The organism is Phycicoccus avicenniae (assembly GCF_018139485.1).
Lineage (GTDB): Bacteria > Actinomycetota > Actinomycetes > Actinomycetales > Dermatophilaceae > Phycicoccus > Phycicoccus avicenniae.
The window spans coordinates 46,244-63,407 of the sequence record NZ_JAGSNF010000013.1; the positions used below are offsets into that span (position 1 = coordinate 46,244).

Consider the following 17,164-nt stretch of genomic DNA (forward strand, 5'->3'; position numbering starts at 1 on the left):
GGCCAACCCTAGCCAGGGTCACCGGGGCGCCGGACGGGGGTCGGCAGGTCGGCACGGCCCGCTCAGTCCGGGCGGTGGGCGTCGAGCCAGCGGAGCAGGTCGGCGGTGACCTCGTCGCGGTTGGTCTCGTTGAAGATCTCGTGCCGCGCGCCCGGGTAGAGGTGGCACGTCACGTCGACGACCCCGGACTCGCGGTACTGCTGCGCGACGGCCTTCGGTCCCTTCCCCGCGTCGCCGACGGGGTCCTGGTCGCCGGACATCAGCAGGATGGGCAGGTCCCGGCGCACCGCGGCCACCCGCCTCGGGTCGTTGATCGGGCCCAGCCCGCCGAGCAGGTCGGCGTAGAAGCCGGAGGTGAAGACCTCGCCGCAGCGGGGGTCGGCGACGTAGGCGTCGACCTCGGCGGCGTCCCGGGAGAGCCAGTCGAACTCCGTGCGGGTGGGCGTGAAGGCGGCGTTGTACTGGCCGAAGGTCAGCTGGTTCATCAGTCCGCTGCGGTGTCGCCGGCCGCGGACCCGCGCCTCGGCCGCGGCCACCCCCGCACCGACCCGGCCGAGGAGACCGGGGTCGCCGCCGGTGCCCGACAGGACGAGCCCGGCGAGCGCCCTCGAGTCCTCGATGACGTAGGCCCGGGCGAGGAAGGAGCCCATCGAGTGCCCGAGGAGGAAGACCGGGAGGTCGGGGTGCTCGGAGCGGGCCTGGTCGGTGACGGTGCGCAGGTCCCCGACGACGGTGTCCCAGCCGTCGCGGTCGGCGAAGTACCCGTGGTCGCCGTCCCCGGCGGTCCGGCCGTGCCCCCGGTGGTCGTGGGCGTAGACGACGTACCCGTCCCCCGTGAGGGCCTCGGCGAGCCGGGCGTAGCGGGCCGAGTGCTCGGCCATCCCGTGCGAGACCTGCACGACCGCGGTGGGGTCGCCGTCGGGCAGCCAGCGGTGGGTGAACAGGGGGGTGCCGTCGGTCGCGGTCACCGTGGCGGTCGTGCTCTGCATGGGGTGCGGTCCTCGCGTGCGCGGTGGGTGGGCCGGTCCAGCCTGCCACGCCCGGCGCCGGGGTCACCCGGGAACGGCGTGGCGCGGAGGCCTCACTCCCACTCGATGGTGCCCGGCGGCTTGCTCGTGACGTCGAGGACGACCCGGTTGACCTCACGGACCTCGTTCGTGATCCGGGTCGAGATCTTCGCGAGCACCTCGTACGGGATGCGGGTCCAGTCGGCGGTCATCGCGTCCTCGGAGGAGACCGGGCGCAGCACGACCGGGTGGCCGTAGGTCCGTCCGTCGCCCTGGACGCCGACGGAGCGGACGTCGCCGAGCAGCACGACCGGGCACTGCCAGATCTCCCGGTCCAGACCGGCCTCGGACAGCTCGTGCCGGGCGATCCTGTCCGCGGCGCGCAGGACGTCGAGCCGCTCCTTCGTCACCTCGCCGACGATCCGGATGCCGAGCCCGGGACCGGGGAACGGCTGGCGCCACACGATGCCCTCGGGGACCCCGAGCTCGAGGCCGACGGCCCGCACCTCGTCCTTGAAGAGCAGCCGCAGCGGCTCGACGAGGGTGAACTGCAGGTCCTCGGGGAGGCCGCCGACGTTGTGGTGGCTCTTGATGTTCGCCGCGCCCTCGCCGCCGCCGGACTCGACGACGTCCGGGTAGAGCGTGCCTTGGACGAGGAACTCGACGGGGTGGTCGCCCGCACCGTCGTGCTCGCCGACGATGTCGCGGGCCGCCTGCTCGAAGACCCGGATGAACTCGCGGCCGATGATCTTGCGCTTCTCCTCGGGGTCGGACACCCCGGCGAGCGCCTCGAGGAAGCGGTCCGCGGCGTCGACGGTGACGAGGTCGACCCCGGTCGCGTCGACGAAGTCCTGCTGGACCTGCTCGGCCTCGCCGGAGCGCAGCAGCCCGTGGTCGACGAAGACGCAGGTCAGCTGGTCGCCGACGGCCCGCTGCACGAGCGCCGCCGCGACGGAGCTGTCGACCCCCCCGGACAGCCCGCAGATGACGCGCTTGTCGCCGATCTGGTCCCGGACGGCGGTGACGAGCTCCTCGACGACGTTCTCGGCCGTCCACTCGCCGGTGAGCCCGGCGCCCTTGATGAGGAAGTTCTCGAGCACCCGCTGGCCGAAGGTCGAGTGCATGACCTCGGGGTGCCACTGGACGCCGTAGAGCCGTCGCTCGTCGTCCTCGAAGCCGGCGACCGGCGCCCCGGACGTCGTCGCGGTGACCCGCATGCCGTCGGGGGCCTCCTCGACGGAGTCGCCGTGGCTCATCCACACCGACTGGTCGGCGGGCTGGCCGTTGAAGAGCGTCGAGTGGGTGTCGGTGATCGTCGCCGGGGTGGCCCCGAACTCGGACAGGCCGGTCCGCGCGACGGTGCCGCCGAGCGCGAGGGCCATCGCCTGGAAGCCGTAGCACATGCCGAAGACGGGGACGCCGGCCTCGAGCACGCCCGGGTCGAGGCGGGGGGCGCCGTCCTCGTAGACCGACGACGGACCGCCGGACAGGATGATCGCCGCCGGGTCCTTGGCGAGCATCTCCGCGGGCGTCATCGTGTGCGGGACGACCTCGCTGAAGCAGTTGGCCTCGCGGACGCGCCGGGCGATGAGCTGGGCGTACTGGGCGCCGAAGTCGACGACGAGGACGGGCTTGTCCGCGAGGTGGACCGGGTCGCCGCCCTCGACGACGGCGTGGCTCGGGTCGACGGGGGACGGGTCGGCGGGCAGCTCCGGGGCGTCGCTCACACCGAAAGGCTACTGGCGACGGTCTCCAGCTCGACCTCGACCTCCCGGGCGACCCTGCGCTCGACCCAGAAGGAGAGGAAGGGCACGCAGCCGGCGAGCATGACGAGGACCATCCGGGTGAGCGACCAGCCGACCTTGAAGCCGAGGACGGCGACGGCGACGAGGTAGACCATGTAGATGAAGCCGTGCGGCTGCGGCCACCAGTAGAGGGGGTTGTCCGAGCCCTCCAGGCCCATCCCGTACGACAGGAAGAGCTCGACGACGAGGACGAGCAGCCCGACGCCGACGACGAAGGCCATGACCTTGAAGAAGGCGAGGCGGGGTCGGACGGCGTCGACGTCCTCGGGTCGGATGACGGTGCCGGGCCGGCGGTCAGCGGTGCTCACGAGCGCCATTCTCCCCCGAGGCGACCGGCGGCGGGGCGGCGGTCCCGTGGTGGGTGGATGGCTCCTCCTCGGCCCGGCGGTGGCCCTCCCGGACCATCCGCCACCACATCCACAGCGCGAAGAGGGCGAAGACCCACCACTGGACGGCGTACGCGGCGTTGCGCCACGTCACCCCGCTGGGGCCGAGCGGGGTCGGGACCTTCGCGAGCTGCTCCCCCGTCGCCGGGTCCTCGCGGTCGAGGAAGAGGAAGCCGTTGTAGAGCTGCACCGACCACTCGTTGACGAGCACCGCGGTGTCGACCGACCCGATCTCCCCCGGTCCTGTCTCGACGGGCGCCGCGCCCTCCGGCGGGGCCAGGCCGCCCTCGATCGTGCGCCGCCCGTCCGGCGGCGGTCCGGCCACCTCGCCCTCGGCGACGAACCCGCGCAGCACCGGGAGGGTGGCGCCGGTGTCCTCGACGACGAAGGGGGTGAGGACCCAGGAGCCCGCGACGCCGTCGAGCCGTCGCTCGGGGACGAGGAGCTGGCCGTCGGTGTAGGCGCCGGTCGCGAGGACGGGACGCGAGGAGAGCTCACCCGGGAAGGCGGCGTTGGGTGTCAGGACGTCGGTGAGGGCGACCGGCCGGGCGGCGCGGGCCTCCTCGACGGCCTCCTGCTGTGCCCGGCCCTCGGCGACCCCCAGCTGCCACCGGCCGAGCCAGGTGAAGGCGAGCACGACGACGAGCGCGACCCCGAGCAGCCCGAGGTACCTCGGGGTCAGGGCGGTCCGCAGCACCCGTCGAGGCTACGTGACCGGGCTGGGCGTCCGGCCGCCACACTGGGCGGGTGAGCGCTCCCCCCGTCGTCGTCGCGATCCACGTCGCGCCGGGCCGGCGACTGCCGATGCGGCCGGTCGACGAGGTCGTCGCGGAGACCTGGAGCGGGCTCGTCGGCGACCGGTACCACGGCTCCCGGCACCGGCACGTCACCGTGCAGTCGGCGACCGACCTCGCGGCGGCGGCCGAGCGCCTCGGCGCGGAGGTGCCGGCCTCGGGGACGCGGCGCAACGTCACGGTGAGCCACGGGCCGGTCGTGCGGACCCCGGGCGCGCAGGCGCGCCTGGGTCCGGTGCTGCTCGAGGTGGTCCGGGTCGCGGCGCCGTGCCGGGTGCTGGACGACGAGGTCGGCGACGGGGCGGCGCGGGCACTGCACGACCTCGCCGGCACGGTGCTCCGGGTGCTCGAGGGCGGCACCGTCCGGGTCGGCGACCCGTGGGAGGAGCTGCCGTTCGAGCCCGACGAGGCCGCCGAGCGGGCCACCCGCTCCCGGCTCGCGGCGAGCGCGCGACCCGGCGGGCCACGGCGCCTGCCCTGACCGGCGGAAACCCGTTCGCGCGGCGTCGGTGGTGGGACGTAGCGTTGCTCCGTCATGCGCAGCCGACCCCCGTGGAGCTACGGCGTGCGACCCGACGAGGACCCGCCGGCCCACACCGACCGACTGCTCGTCTGGCTCGCCCGCCGCCAGTGGCGTTCCCTCCTCGCGGGGGCCTGCTTCGGCATCCCGTGGATGCTCGCCGTCGCGCTCGTTCCCGCCGCCGTCGGCCGGGCCGTCGACGACGGCCTCGTCGCCCGGGACGGGCGCGCGCTCGTCCTCTGGTCGCTCGCGGTCCTGGGCCTCGGCCTCGTCTCCGCGGCCGCGGGCAACGGCCGGCACTGGTTCGCCGTGAAGAACTGGCTCGTCGCCGCCTTCCGCGCCGGGGTCGTCGCCGACCGCGCCGTGCGTCGCGCCGGACCCGCCCTGACCCGCTCCGTCCCGGCGGGCGAGGTCCTCACGAGCTTCACGAGCGACTTCGGCCGGATGGGCCACTCGTTCGACGTCTTCGCCCGGTTCATGGGCGCCGTCGTCTCCTTCGTCGTCGTCGCCGTCATCCTCCTGCGCGGCTCGCTCCTGCTCGGGCTCGTCATGCTCGTCGGCGGGCCGCTGCTCGTCGCCTCGCTCGCCTTCGTCATGAAGCCGCTCCAGCGCCGCCAGAGCGCCCAGCGCGAGGAGGCCGGCCGGCTCACGGCGCTCGGCGCCGACACCGTCGCCGGCCTACGGGTGCTGCGCGGCGTCGGCGGCGAGGACGCCTTCCTCGCCCGCTACCGCGACCAGTCCCAGGCGGTCCGCCGGGCCGGCGTCCGCGTGGCGCCGACCCAGGCCACGCTCGACTCCGCCCAGGTTCTGCTGCCCGGCCTCTTCGTCCTCGTCGTCACCGGCGTCGGCGCCCAGCTCGCGGTGAGCGGTCAGATCACGCCCGGCGAGCTCGTCGCGTACTACGGGTACACCGCGTTCCTCACGATCCCGCTGCAGACCGCCGTCGAGATGGCCGACAAGCTCATCACGACGCGCGTCGCCTCCCGCCGGATCGCCCGGATCCTCGCCGTCCGGCCCGACCACGACCGCACCCACGGCACCGCGAGCGCCCCCACGGGTGAGGCCCCGCTGCACGACCCGGCCTCCGACGTGTGCGTCGAGCCGGCGCTGATGACCGCGCTCGTCAGCGCGCGCCCCGAGGACACCGCGCTCGTCGCGGCCCGGCTCGGGAGGATGGTGCCCGGACGGCACGGCGTGACGTGGGGCGGTGTCGCGATCGACGACGTGCCGCTCGACGAGGTCCGCGCCCGGGTCCTGGTCTCCGAGGCCGACCCACGACTGTTCAGCGGCCCGCTGCGCGAGGAGCTCGCCGGGGCCGACGACGGGGCGCGCCGCCGGGCCGTCGCGGTCACCGACGCCCAGGACGCCCTCGCGGCGGTCGAGGGCGGACTCGACGGAGAGGTCGAGGAGCGCGGCCGGTCGCTGTCCGGCGGCCAGCGGCAGCGGCTCGCCCTGGCCCGCGCCCTCCTGCGCGACCCCGAGGTCCTCGTCCTCGTCGAGCCGACGAGCGCCGTCGACGCCCACACCGAGGCCCGCATCGCCGAGCGCCTCGCGCAGCACCGCCGCGGTCGCACGACCGTCGTCGTCACCGCGAGCCCCCTCGTCCTCGACCGGGCCGACGTCGTCCACCTCGTCGACGGCGGCCGGGTCGTCGCCACCGGCACCCACCGCGAGCTCTCCCGCACCTGTCCCCGCTACCGCTCCGTCGTCGTCCGAGGGGAGGACTGATGGCCCCGCTCCTGGAGTCCACCGACCACGCCCGGCGCACCCTGCCCATCGCCCGCGGCAGCGTCGTGCGCCAGCACGTCGGCGTCCTGCTGCGCGACCACCGTCGCTCGCTCGTGCGCGTCCTCGTCTGGCACCTGCTCGCCGCGGTCGCCGGGCTCGCCGGGCCGTGGGTCGTCGGCCAGGTCGTCGGGACCGTGACGACCGGCAACGCCGTCATCAGCCGGATCGACGTCCTCGTCGGGCTGCTCGCCGTCGCCCTCGTCGCGGAGACCGGCTTCACCTGGGTCGCCCGCCGCAGCTCGTTCGTGCTCTCCGAGGAGGTCTTCGCACGGCTGCGCGAGGACTTCGTCGGGACCGCCGTCCGGCTGCCGTTGTCGACGGTCGAGCGGGCCGGGACCGGCGACCTGCTCGCCCGCACGACGAACGACATCGACGCCATCAGCTACGTCATCCGGTTCGGCATCCCGACCGTCGTCGTGTCGGTCACGACCGTGTCGGTCACCGCCGTCGCGACCGTGCTCACCTCCCCCCTCGCGGCGCTGCCGCTGCTCCTCACGCCGCTCGTCTGGTTCCTGCCGACCCGGCGCTACCTGCGCCTGGCCGGACCGGGCTACCTGTGGGAGCACGCGACGTACGCCCGGCTCAACGGGGTCGCGGCGGAGACGGTCGAGGGCGCGCGGACCGTCGACGCGCTCGGGCTCGAGGAGGAGCGCGGTCGCCGCTTCGTCGCCGCCGTCGACGGCAGCCACGCCGCCGAGCGGTACACCGTCGGCCTCCGGCTGCGCTGGTTCCCCTGGCTCGAGGTCGGCTTCTTCGCGCCGATCGCCGGGGCGCTGCTGTGGGGCGGGTGGCTCGCGTGGGAGGGGATGATCCCGGTCGCGTCGGCCACCGCCGTCGTCCTCTACGTCCAGCGGCTCCTCGACCCGCTCGGCGAGCTCGTCGGGCTGCTCGACGAGATCCAGTTCGCCGCGACGTCGATGTCCCGCATCCTCGGCGTCGGCGAGGTCCCCGCCGACCGCACCGCGAGCGGCGCGGTGCCGGCCGACGACCGGCTCGACGTCACCGACGTCCGCTACGCCTACCGCGAGGGCCACGACGTCCTCCACGGGGTCTCCCTCGACCTCGAGCCGGGCGAGCGGCTCGCGATCGTCGGGCCGTCCGGGGCGGGCAAGTCGACCCTCGGCCGCCTCATGGCGGGGGTCGACGGGCCGCGGACCGGCCGGATCACCGTCGGCGGCGTCCCCCTCGTCGACCTCGAGCTCGACGAGCTGCGCGGGCAGGTCGCGCTCGTCACCCAGGAGCACCACGTCTTCGTCGGCACGCTCGGCGACAACCTGCGCCTGCCCCGTCCGGACGCCGACGACGCGACGCTGCTCGAGGCGCTCGAGGCCGTCGACGCCCGGGGCTGGGCGGAGGCGCTGCCGGACGGGCTCGCGACGGTCGTCGGGTCCGGCGGGCACACCCTCACCGAGGCCCAGGCCCAGCAGGTGGCGCTCGCCCGGCTCGTCCTCGCCGACCCGCACACGCTCGTGCTCGACGAGGCGACGTCGCTGCTCGACCCGCGGGCGGCCCGGCACCTCGAGCGCTCGCTCGCCGCCGTGCTCACCGGCCGGACCGTCATCGCCATCGCGCACCGGCTGCACACGGCGCACGACGCCGACCGGGTGGCGGTCGTCGACGGCGGCCGGATCGACGAGCTGGGCGCGCACGACGACCTCATCGCCGCGGACGGCTCGTACGCCCGCCTCTGGCGCTCCTGGCGCGACGAGGGCTGACGGGACCGGTCAGCCTGTGTGCTGCTTGGCGGTCCGTCGACGGTGCGCCCGCGCCTTGCGGACCGCGAGCCACACGAGGCCGGCGACGACGAGCACGACGACGACCCGGCTCGCGGGGTCGACGTACCGCGCGACGGACTCGTAGTCGGCGCCGAGCCGGACCCCGGCGACGACGAAGGCGGCGTTCCAGATCCCGCTGCCGACAGCGGTGAGCAGGAGGAACCACGGGAAGGACATCCGGTTCAGTCCTGCCGGGATCGACACGACGGAGCGGACGAACGGCACGAACCGCCCGACGAGGACGACGACCGAGCCGTGCCGGTCGAAGAACCGGAACCCGCGGTCGAGGTCCTTCTGGGAGAACAGGACGAACCAGCGCTTGCCGGCGAACGCGTACAGCCGCTCGTAGGTGAGCGACGCGCCGAGCACGTAGAACAGGGCCGCTCCGGCGAGCGAGCCGGCGGTGGCCCAGGCCCACGCCAGCCAGGCGTTCATCTCGCCCTGCGCGGCGGCGAACCCCGCGAACGGCAGGACGACCTCCGAGGGGATCGGAGGGATCACCGTCTCGAGGAAGATGAGCAGCCCCACCCCGGGCTCGCCGATGGCGCGGATGAGGTCGGTCGCGATCCGGGTGACGTCGGGCACGCCCTCACGCTACGTCCCGCGCCCTCCCACCTGCGACGGAGCGACGGTCGACCTCGGGGCGGACCCCGCCGCCCGCGGGGTGGGTCTACGGTCGTCACCATGCTGGATCGACGTCTCTGGGTGGTGCTCACGGTCTTCGGGCTCGTGCTCGGCGGCTGGCACGCGGTGTCCGGTCGCTGGGGCACCGCGGCCCTCACGCTGCTCCTCGTGCTGGGGGTCGCTTGGTTCGTCTCGCCGCTGCGCGGCGGGCGCAGGGTGATGACCCACGCGCAGGCGCTGGGGTCCGGGCGGTCGGTGGTCGTCTACTGGCGGCCCGGGTGCCCGTTCTGCGAGCGCCTGCGGCTCGGCCTCGGGACCCGGGGTCGGCAGGCGGCCTGGGTCGACATCTGGCGCGACCCCGACGCCGCCGCGTTCGTGCGGAGCGTCAACGACGGGAACGAGACCGTGCCGACGGTCGTCGTCGACGGCGTCCCGCACACCAACCCCGACGCCGCGACGATCCGCCCGGCCCTCACCGCCTGACGCGGCGGCGCCCACCACCGGACGGACCGCCGCCTCACCCCCCGCGAGCCCCACCCCGTGGACGGGCCTCCTCGCCTCGGACGGACTTCTTTCCCCGTCGAGGACGAGCAACCCCGTCCGGCGGCGGCTCAGCGGTCGACGAGCCGCAGGACGAGGCGGACCTCGTCGCCCTCCCCGACCCCCTCGGCCGTGCGGACCGTCTTCTTCATCGGCAGGACGTAGGCAGCGTGCTCGCGCGAGGGGAACAGACTCGTGCGCCACACCGAGCCACCGAGCGTCACCTCGACCCGGACCGAGCCGAAGCCGCCGGTGAGGTCACCCACGGCCGCGTCGACCTCGTCGCTGACGCCCGCTGGGATCGTCGCGAAGTGCCATGACGAGTCCTCCGCCCGCCACACCGGTGCCGTCACCGTCCACGAGTGCCCGTCGGCCATGGGCGCCATCGTCGCACCGGGCGCCGACAGCGGCCCCCACGCCGCTCGCCGGCCGGGTCCGTCAGGGCAGGCCGATGCCGCGCAGCACGCGCAGCGCCCGCGTCATGCCGGCGGCGTACCGCGACCCGGACAGCCCGGGCAGGTCGGCGATGTTGACGCCCCGCTGGACCGCGACGGTCTGGCTCTCGGTGTACTTCAGCAGGCCCTCGCGGCCGTGCCGACGGCCGAGGCCGGACGCCTTCATGCCGCCCATCGGCGCCCCGACGCTCCCCCACGCCGCGGCGTAGCCCTCGTTGACGTTCACGGTGCCGGCGTCGAGCCGGGCGGCGAGCGACCGGCCGCGGCGGACGTCCCGGGTCCACACCGACGCGTTCAGCCCGTACTCGGTGTCGTTGGCGAGCGCGACGGCCGCCTCGTCCGAGGACACCCGGGTCACGGCGACGACCGGACCGAAGGTCTCCTCGTCACGGCACGCCATGGCCGACGTCACCCCCTCGAGGACGGTGGGCTCGACGACGTACGGGCCGACGTCCGGCCGGGCGCGACCCCCGGTGAGCACCCGCGCCCCCTTGGCCACGGCGTCCTCGACGTGCCCGAGCACCCGGTCGCGCTGCGCCTCGCCGACGAGGCTGCCCATGTCGGCGTCCCACGTGAGGTCGGTCGACAGGCGCATCCGGGCGACGGCGTCGAGGAAGCGGCCGAGGAACTCGTCGGCGACCGCCTCGTGGACGGCGAGCCGCTCGGCGCTGACGCACAGCTGCCCGGCGGAGGCGAAGCAGGCGTGCAGGACGCCGGGGACGGCACGACGCAGGTCGGCGTCGTCCGCGACGTAGACGGTGTTCTTGCCGCCGAGCTCGAGGCTGGCACCGACGAGCCGCCGCCCGGCCGCCTCGGCCACCGTCCGGCCGGTCGGGGTCGACCCGGTGAAGCAGACGTAGTCGGTGCGCCCGACGACGGCGGCGCCCGTCGGGTCACCGGGCCCGAGGACGACCTGGACGAGGCCGTCCGGCACCCCGGCCTCCACGAGCAGCGCGACGGCCGCGAGCGCGGTGAGCGAGCCCTGCGGGTCCGGGCGCAGCACGACGGCATTCCCCGCGAGCAGTGCGGGCAGCGCGTCGGTCACGGCGAGGGTCAGGGGGTAGTTCCACGGTGCGACGACACCGACGACGCCCTTGGGACGGTGGTGCTCGGTCGTGCGGGTGAGCACCGGCAGGGCACCGGGACGGCGCTGCGGAGCGAGCAGGGCCGGCCCGCGCCGGGCGTAGTGGCGGCACACGATCGCGACGTCGGCGACCTCCTCGAAGGCGTGCGCACGGGCCTTGCCCGACTCCAGCTGCACGAGGTCGAGCAGCTCGCCCTGCCGGTCGAGGACGAGGTCGTGCAGGTCCAGCAGCACCCGGGCCCGGTCGGCGACGGGCAGGGACGACCAGCGGCGCCGGGCGGCGCGGGCGCGGTCGACGGCGACGGTCACGTCGTCCGCGGTGGACGTCGGGAACGTCGCGAGCGGCGCCCCCGTCATCGGTGTCGTCGTCGTGACCGGCGGGCCCGACGCGACGACGTCCCGCAGCCAGGACCGCACGCGGGCCGGGTCGACCGCGTACGTGGCGCGGGGGTCGGTCTCCGGGTCGGCGATGACGTCGGGCATACCGCAGGGTAACGAGCAGCCCCCGCCGTCAGGGGAACCCGGTCAGCTGGCCTGGTAGGGCGCGACGACGACCTCGACGCGCTGGAACTCCTTGAGGTCGAGGTAGCCGGAGGTCGCCATCGCCCGGCGCAGCGCGCCGACGAGGTTCGTCGTGCCGTCGGCCTGGCGGCTCGGCCCGAAGAGGACCTCCTCGAGCGGCGCGACGCCGCCGACCTCGACCCGGTGGCCGCGCGGCAGCTCCGCGTGGTGGGCCTCGGGGCCCCAGTGGAAGCCGCGGCCCGGGGCGTCGGTCGCCCGGGCGAGCGCCGCGCCCAGCATCACGGCGTCGGCGCCGCACGCGACGGCCTTGACGACGTCCCCGCTCGTGCCGACGCCGCCGTCGGCGATGACGTGGACGTACCGGCCACCCGACTCGTCGAGGTAGTCGCGGCGAGCGGCGGCCACGTCGGCGATCGCGGAGGCCATCGGGGCGTGGATGCCGAGGGTCCTGCGGGTCGTGTGCGCGGCACCCCCGCCGAACCCGACGAGGACGCCCGCGGCCCCGGTGCGCATGAGGTGCAGGGCGGCCGAGTAGGACGCGGCGCCCCCGACGACGACCGGCACGTCGAGCTCGTAGATGAACCGCTTGAGGTTGAGCGGCTCGGCCCGGCCGGAGACGTGCTCGGCGGAGACGGTCGTCCCGCGGATGACGAAGAGGTCGACCCCGGCGTCGACGACCGTCTTCCACAGCTGCTGGGTGCGCTGCGGGGTGAGGGCGCCGGCGACGGTCACCCCGGCGGCGCGGATCTGCCGCAGGCGCTCGGTGACGAGCTCGGGCTGGATCTCGGCGCGGTAGATCTCCTGCATCCGTTGGGTGGCGAGGGCCGGGTCGAGCGTCGCGATCTCGGCGAGCAGCGGGGTGGGGTCCTCGTAGCGCGTCCACAGCCCCTCGAGGTCCAGGACCGGCAGGCCGCCGTGGTGGCCGAGCGCGATGGCGGTGTCCGGTGACATCACCGAGTCCATCGGTGCGGAGATCACCGGGATGTCGAAGTGGTAGGCGTCGATCTGCCAGCCGGTCGACACCTCCTCCGGGTCGCGGGTGCGCCGCGAGGGCACGATCGCGATGTCGTCGAAGGAGTAGGCGCGGCGACCGCGCTTTCCACGGCCGATCTCGATCTCGGTCACCCGCGCAGCCTACCGACGTGCCCGGGCGCCCGGTGCCCCCGCCCGTCGGCCATGCTGGGGCGATGAGGACCGGAGCGCACAACGCGATCACCGACGTCCCCGGCGTGCGGGTCGGGCACGCGACCCGCGACGAGCCCGGCTGGCTCACCGGCACGACGGTCGTGCTGCCGCCGCCCGGGACGACCGGCGGGGTCGACGTCCGGGGCGGCGGCCCGGGGACCCGCGAGACCGACCTGCTCGACCCGGCGAACGGGGTGGACCGGGTCGACGCCGTCGTGCTCTCCGGGGGCAGCGCGTTCGGGCTGGCCGCGGCCGACGGCGTCGCTGACGCGGTGTGGGACGCCGGCGGCGGCTGGCCGGTCGGCGCCGCCGAGCACGCGCGGGTGCCGATCGTGCCGTCGGCGATCGTCTTCGACCTCGGTCGCGGCGCGTCCGGTCCCGACGGCTGGCGGCACCACCCGACCGCCGCCGACGGGGCGGCCGCCGTCGCGGCGGCGGCCGACGGTCCGGTGCCGTCGGGGTCGGTCGGGGTGGGGACGGGCGCCCGGGCCGGCGGGCTGCGCGGTGGCGTCGGGTCGGCGTCCGCGGTGCTGTCGTCCGGTGTGGTCGTCGGGGCGCTCGTCGCGGTCAACGCCGTGGGGTTGCCGTTAGGCCCCGACGGGCGGCTGCTCGGGGCGTCGTGGACGCTCCCCGAGGACCACGACGCGCTGCCCGACCCGGACCCCGACGCCCTCGCGGCGTTCCTGCAGGCCCGGGCCGAGGAGGTCGAGGCGATGCGCCAGGGGCGGGCGACGACGCTCGCCGTCGTCGCGACCGACGCCACGCTCGACACGGGTGGCTGCCGCCGGCTCGCCACCGTGTCGCACGACGGGATGGCCCGCGCCCTCTCCCCGGTGCACACGGCCTTCGACGGCGACACCGTGTTCTCACTCGCGACGGGCGGACGTCCCACTCCCGAGGCGCTCGACCTGCTGGAGCTGCACGACGCGGCGGCCCGCTGCGTCACCCGGGCGATCGTGCGCGCGCTGCTCGCGGCGACATCGGTCGACCGGTCGGCGGACGGTGGGCTCGTCGCCCCGTCCTGGGTCGACGCGATGACCTGCCCGCCGGCCTGACCGGGCATCCGCGCCCCACGCGTCACGTCCGCCCCATCCACCCCGGCGACCTCGTCGCGTCCTGCCGATCTCGCCGACTCCGGGTGTCGTGGCGGCACGGCTCGGCGAGGTCGCCGGTGGTCGGCGAGGTCGACGTGCGTGGGAGAGGTCTCCCCCGGCGGCGGGTCAGGGGGATACGTCCGGACGGACGGGGCCCGTCAGGAGATGCGGCGGGCGAGGAGGTCGGCCATCCGGTCCATCTGCCACACGTGGGCGGCATCGCCGTCGGTCTGCACGACGGCCGGCCCGACGCCGACGGTGATGATGGCGACGGCGTAGCCCCCGACGATCCCCATCTGCCGGGTCTCGGTGTCCGAGCGCAGCCAGCCGCCCTTCATCGCGCTCGCCCCGATCCGGCCGAGCCCCCACCGGTGCGCCGCGATCGGCTGCATCTGCGACAGGAGGTACTCGGACGCGGCCGGGCTGACGACCCGTCCGGCGGCGAGCGCCGCCATGAAGCGCACCTGCTCGCGCGGGCTCCACGCCATGAGGCCCTGCGAGCGGTCCGGGGCGACCGTCGTGCCGTCCCCGACGTCCCGGAGCACCTGCGTGATCGCTGCCCCCGGGCTGCCGGGGATGCGGTCGCGGATGGCGACGACGGCGTTCCCGTCGCTCGCGGTCAGGGCCGAGGCGATGAGGCCGCGCTCGGTGTCCGGGACCTGCGACGGGTCGCCGCCGACGACGGTGTCGAGGTAGGCCGCGACGACGAGCACCTTCGAGGTCGACCACGCGCTGACGCTCGGCACCGATCCCTCGGTCGTCACCGCCGACGGGTTCGACAGCGGGGCGTAGACGATGGCGCTGCGGGTGTCGCCCTCGAGCGAGGTGAGCGCGTCCCCGGCGCTCCCGCCCACGCCGCCCCCTCCGCCGGCGGCCTCGGGAGCGGGGCCCGCGGCGGGCGGCGGGGCGACCGGCTCGGGCTTCGGCACGCCCGTGACGACGACGTCCTCCGCCGCCGGCTCGGGCCGCCCCGACGGTGTCGGCGCGGTCACCGGGCCGGGCGGAGTCGGTGTCGCGTCGGTCGTCGGTCCCGGGTCGCTCGGCGTCGTGCCGCACGCCGCGGCGAGCAGCGCGACGAGCAGGAGGGCGGGGACGGGGCGGAGCACGCGGCGACGATACGCGCCGGGCCGCCGGCGCACGACCCGGCCGCCGGCCCCCCTCTCAGCGTCCTGCTCGGTGCGGGCGCGGCTCAGCCCTTCGTCGCGTAGTTCGGCGCCTCGACGATGCCCATGACGTCGTGCGGGTGCGACTCGCGCAGACCGGCGGTCGTGATCCGGATGAACCGGCCGCGAGCCTTGAGCTCGGGGACGGTGGGCGCCCCGACGTAGAACATCGACTGGTGCAGACCGCCCACGAGCTGGTGCACGACGGCGCCGACGGGCCCGCGGTAGGCGACCTGTCCCTCGATGCCCTCGGGGACGATCTTGTCGTCCGAGGTGACGTCGGCCTGGAAGTAGCGGTCCTTGCTGTAGGACTTCTTGCCGCGCGAGGACATCGCGCCGAGCGAGCCCATCCCGCGGTAGGCCTTGAACTGCTTGCCGTTGATGAAGACGAGCTCGCCGGGCGACTCCTCGCACCCCGCGAGGAGCGAGCCGACCATGACGGTGTCGGCGCCGGCGACGAGGGCCTTGGCGATGTCGCCGGAGTACTGCAGGCCGCCGTCGCCGATGAGCGGGACCCCCGCCGGGCGGCAGGCCAGCGACGCCTGGTGGATGGCGGTCACCTGGGGCACCCCGACCCCGGCGACGACCCGCGTCGTGCAGATCGAGCCCGGCCCGACGCCCACCTTCACGGCGTCGACGCCGGCCTCGACGAGCGCCTGCGCACCGGCCCGGGTCGCGACGTTGCCGCCGATCACCTGGACGTGCCGCAGGGCCGGGTCCTTCTTGACCCGCTCGACCATCTCCAGGAGCAGGCGGGCGTGCCCGTGCGCGGTGTCGACGACGAGGACGTCGACCCCCGCCTCGACGAGCGTCGTCGCCCGCTGCCAGGCCTCGCCGAAGTAGCCGACCGCGGCGCCGACGAGCAGCCGGCCGTCGGCGTCCTTCGTCGCGTGCGGGAACTGCTCGGACTTCACGAAGTCCTTGACGGTGATGAGCCCGCGCAGGCGGCCCTCGTCGTCGATGATCGGCAGCCGCTCGCGCTTGTGCCGCCGCAGCAGGAGGGTCGCCTCGTCGTTGGAGATGCCGACCTTGCCGGTGATGAGCGGCATCTCGGTCATGACGTCGCGCACGAGGGTGTGGCCCCACTCGGCGACCGGGGTGAAGCGCAGGTCGCGGTTCGTCACGATGCCGAGGAGCCGGTCGCCCGGGTCGACGACGGGCAGGCCGGAGACCCGGTAGCGCCCACAGCGCTCGTCGAGCTCCTCGAGGGTGGCGTCCGGACCGATCGTCACCGGGTTGGAGATCATCCCGGTCTGGGTCCGCTTCACGAGGTCGACCTGGTAGGCCTGGTCCTCGATCGAGAGGTTGCGGTGCAGGATGCCGAGACCGCCGTGCCGCGCCATCGCGATCGCCATCCGCGACTCGGTGACGGTGTCCATCGCCGCCGACACGAGCGGGACGCGCAGCGAGATGCCGCGGGTCAGCCGGGAGGTGGTGTCGACATCGCTCGGGATGACGTCGGTCTCGCCGGGCTGGAGCAGGACGTCGTCGTAGGTGAGGCCCAGCTGCGCGAAGGGGCCCTCCGGGAGGGGTTCGGCCGAGGCGGCCGGGACGGAGTGCGTCGCGTCGTGCGGGGCGAGGTCGCGGGTCTCGTCGAGTCCGAGGCTCATCACCCGAGTCTACGACCCGTGGCCACCCCCCGTGACCACCCGGCGGGCCGTCCCGCGCCCCGCCGGGGGGTGGGTCGGGCGCGCCGCGACGACGGCGGGCCCTGCGCCTGCCCCACCTGCGACGACGCCGTTCCCGGTGAATTGACCAAAGCCTTACCCGGCCTATGCCCGACCGCGAACGATGCGCAATTACGGTCGATTTCGTCGCCGCTCGGGGAAGTGGCGGTCGAGGAATGTGCGGAGGTACGAGATGGCCGAGATCACCCGGCTCCCAGGACCCGTGGCCGACCTCTGGGACTGGCAGCTCGACGGAGCGTGCCGCCGGGTCGGTCCCGAGGTGTTCTTCCACCCCGAGGGCGAGCGTGGCAGCAAGCGCCACCACCGCGACACCGCGGCCAAGGAGGTCTGCCTCTCCTGCCCCGTCCTCGCCCAGTGCCGCTCGCACGCCCTCGCCGTCCGCGAGCCCTACGGCGTATGGGGCGGGCTCACCGAGGACGAGCGCGAGGCCCACTACTCGCGGGAGCGGCACATCGCCTCCTGAGGCGCAGACGCACGCTCCTCCAGGCGGCCGGAGAGCCGCCACGCCCCGTCAGGGGCCCCACAGCCGGGTCACGCCCGTCGACGTGGGGGCGAGAGCCCACGACGACGGATCCCGTGGGGGCGAGAGCCCACGGGTGCCGGTGGCCCGCCGCCGCGGGGGGGGGGGGGGGGGGGGGGGGCCCCCCCCCCCCCCCCCCGCCCCCCCCCCCCCCCCCCCCCCCCCCCCGGGCCGGGCCCCCCCCCCCCCCCCCCCCCCCCCCCGCCCCTCCGCC

At 75.2% G+C, this 17,164-nt stretch carries 16 protein-coding genes; 6 read left to right on the plus strand and 10 right to left on the minus strand.

Translation table 11 applies throughout. The features are described 5' to 3' along the window. Window positions 1-62: 62 nt before the first annotated feature. The 4 genes from KC207_RS09970 to KC207_RS09985 all read right to left on the minus strand — a co-directional run bounded on the left by KC207_RS09970 (window position 63) and on the right by KC207_RS09985 (window position 3,895). The gene (locus KC207_RS09970; RefSeq protein WP_211602873.1) at window positions 63-989 is read right to left on the minus strand and encodes an alpha/beta hydrolase; all 927 of its coding nucleotides are present in this window, start codon (window positions 987-989) and stop codon (window positions 63-65) included. Between the two features lie 92 nt (window positions 990-1,081). Continuing rightward, on the minus strand, window positions 1,082-2,734 hold the full coding sequence (guaA, locus tag KC207_RS09975; protein WP_282958965.1) for a glutamine-hydrolyzing GMP synthase: 1,653 nt from the start codon (window positions 2,732-2,734) through the stop codon (window positions 1,082-1,084). Continuing rightward, window positions 2,731-3,120: a DUF3817 domain-containing protein gene (locus tag KC207_RS09980; protein ID WP_437179132.1), complete on the minus strand. Its 390-nt coding sequence runs from the start codon at window positions 3,118-3,120 to the stop codon at window positions 2,731-2,733. The genes guaA and KC207_RS09980 overlap by 4 nt, the downstream gene beginning before the upstream one ends. Beyond that, window positions 3,107-3,895, minus strand: a complete 789-nt coding sequence (locus tag KC207_RS09985) for an SURF1 family protein (RefSeq protein ID WP_211602875.1) — start codon at window positions 3,893-3,895, stop codon at window positions 3,107-3,109. The genes KC207_RS09980 and KC207_RS09985 overlap by 14 nt, the downstream gene beginning before the upstream one ends. Before the next feature lie 50 nt (window positions 3,896-3,945). Here KC207_RS09985 and KC207_RS09990 point away from each other — a divergent pair, with 50 nt between their 5' ends. The 3 genes from KC207_RS09990 to KC207_RS10000 are packed head-to-tail and all read left to right on the plus strand — an operon-like array spanning window position 3,946 to window position 8,015. Beyond that, entirely contained in the window at window positions 3,946-4,473 is a 528-nt protein-coding gene (locus tag KC207_RS09990) for an MOSC domain-containing protein (protein ID WP_249138679.1), read from the plus strand. 54 nt (window positions 4,474-4,527) lie between these two features. Beyond that, the gene (locus tag KC207_RS09995) at window positions 4,528-6,240 is read left to right on the plus strand and encodes an ABC transporter transmembrane domain-containing protein (RefSeq protein ID WP_211602876.1); all 1,713 of its coding nucleotides are present in this window, start codon (window positions 4,528-4,530) and stop codon (window positions 6,238-6,240) included. Then, window positions 6,240-8,015, plus strand: coding sequence for an ABC transporter ATP-binding protein (locus KC207_RS10000; RefSeq protein ID WP_211602877.1), 1,776 nt, complete (start codon window positions 6,240-6,242; stop codon window positions 8,013-8,015). Before KC207_RS09995 ends, KC207_RS10000 begins: the two co-directional genes overlap by 1 nt. A 9-nt stretch (window positions 8,016-8,024) precedes the next feature. Here KC207_RS10000 and KC207_RS10005 read toward each other — a convergent pair whose 3' ends face one another. Next, the gene (locus tag KC207_RS10005; RefSeq protein ID WP_211602878.1) at window positions 8,025-8,660 is read right to left on the minus strand and encodes a DedA family protein; all 636 of its coding nucleotides are present in this window, start codon (window positions 8,658-8,660) and stop codon (window positions 8,025-8,027) included. Between the two features lie 99 nt (window positions 8,661-8,759). Between KC207_RS10005 and KC207_RS17085 the strand changes: the two genes are divergently transcribed. Continuing rightward, entirely contained in the window at window positions 8,760-9,182 is a 423-nt protein-coding gene (locus KC207_RS17085) for a glutaredoxin domain-containing protein (protein WP_367616044.1), read from the plus strand. A 128-nt stretch (window positions 9,183-9,310) separates the two neighbouring features. Here the strand turns inward: KC207_RS17085 and KC207_RS10015 are convergent, their stop codons facing one another. The 3 genes from KC207_RS10015 to KC207_RS10025 form a co-directional block, all read right to left on the minus strand. After that, window positions 9,311-9,616, minus strand: a complete 306-nt coding sequence (locus tag KC207_RS10015) for a DUF1905 domain-containing protein (protein ID WP_211602879.1) — start codon at window positions 9,614-9,616, stop codon at window positions 9,311-9,313. A 61-nt stretch (window positions 9,617-9,677) separates the two neighbouring features. Beyond that, window positions 9,678-11,261 carry a succinic semialdehyde dehydrogenase gene (locus KC207_RS10020; protein ID WP_211602880.1) on the minus strand — a complete coding sequence of 528 codons (1,584 nt, stop codon included), beginning with the start codon at window positions 11,259-11,261 and terminating at the stop codon, window positions 9,678-9,680. Between the two features lie 42 nt (window positions 11,262-11,303). Further along, window positions 11,304-12,425, minus strand: a complete 1,122-nt coding sequence (locus KC207_RS10025) for a GuaB3 family IMP dehydrogenase-related protein (protein WP_211602881.1) — start codon at window positions 12,423-12,425, stop codon at window positions 11,304-11,306. Window positions 12,426-12,487: 62 nt separating this feature from the next. Between KC207_RS10025 and KC207_RS10030 the strand changes: the two genes are divergently transcribed. Continuing rightward, window positions 12,488-13,540 carry a P1 family peptidase gene (locus KC207_RS10030; RefSeq protein ID WP_211602882.1) on the plus strand — a complete coding sequence of 351 codons (1,053 nt, stop codon included), beginning with the start codon at window positions 12,488-12,490 and terminating at the stop codon, window positions 13,538-13,540. A 197-nt stretch (window positions 13,541-13,737) separates the two neighbouring features. Here KC207_RS10030 and KC207_RS10035 read toward each other — a convergent pair whose 3' ends face one another. Continuing rightward, window positions 13,738-14,685 (minus strand): serine hydrolase, encoded by a 948-nt coding sequence (locus KC207_RS10035; protein WP_211602883.1) that lies wholly within the window; start codon window positions 14,683-14,685, stop codon window positions 13,738-13,740. Window positions 14,686-14,768: 83 nt separating this feature from the next. Then, the gene (gene guaB / locus KC207_RS10040; RefSeq protein WP_249138680.1) at window positions 14,769-16,352 is read right to left on the minus strand and encodes an IMP dehydrogenase; all 1,584 of its coding nucleotides are present in this window, start codon (window positions 16,350-16,352) and stop codon (window positions 14,769-14,771) included. A gap of 250 nt (window positions 16,353-16,602) precedes the next feature. Here guaB and KC207_RS10045 point away from each other — a divergent pair, with 250 nt between their 5' ends. Beyond that, window positions 16,603-16,893, plus strand: coding sequence for a WhiB family transcriptional regulator (locus tag KC207_RS10045; protein ID WP_211602884.1), 291 nt, complete (start codon window positions 16,603-16,605; stop codon window positions 16,891-16,893). Window positions 16,894-17,164: the final 271 nt, after the last annotated feature.

Excerpts from the sequence above, each read along its gene's own strand:
- guaB (WP_249138680.1), bottom strand. The coding sequence starts at position 16,352 with ATGAGCCTCGGACTCGACGAGACCCGCGACCTCGCCCCGCACGACGCG.
- KC207_RS10020 (WP_211602880.1), bottom strand. The coding sequence starts at position 11,261 with ATGCCCGACGTCATCGCCGACCCGGAGACCGACCCCCGCGCCACGTAC.
- KC207_RS10015 (WP_211602879.1), bottom strand. The coding sequence starts at position 9,616 with ATGGCCGACGGGCACTCGTGGACGGTGACGGCACCGGTGTGGCGGGCG.
- KC207_RS10000 (WP_211602877.1), top strand. The coding sequence starts at position 6,240 with ATGGCCCCGCTCCTGGAGTCCACCGACCACGCCCGGCGCACCCTGCCC.
- KC207_RS09970 (WP_211602873.1), bottom strand. The coding sequence starts at position 989 with ATGCAGAGCACGACCGCCACGGTGACCGCGACCGACGGCACCCCCCTG.
- KC207_RS09995 (WP_211602876.1), top strand. The coding sequence starts at position 4,528 with ATGCGCAGCCGACCCCCGTGGAGCTACGGCGTGCGACCCGACGAGGAC.
- KC207_RS10045 (WP_211602884.1), top strand. The coding sequence starts at position 16,603 with ATGGCCGAGATCACCCGGCTCCCAGGACCCGTGGCCGACCTCTGGGAC.
- KC207_RS17085 (WP_367616044.1), top strand. The coding sequence starts at position 8,760 with ATGCTGGATCGACGTCTCTGGGTGGTGCTCACGGTCTTCGGGCTCGTG.
- KC207_RS10030 (WP_211602882.1), top strand. The coding sequence starts at position 12,488 with ATGAGGACCGGAGCGCACAACGCGATCACCGACGTCCCCGGCGTGCGG.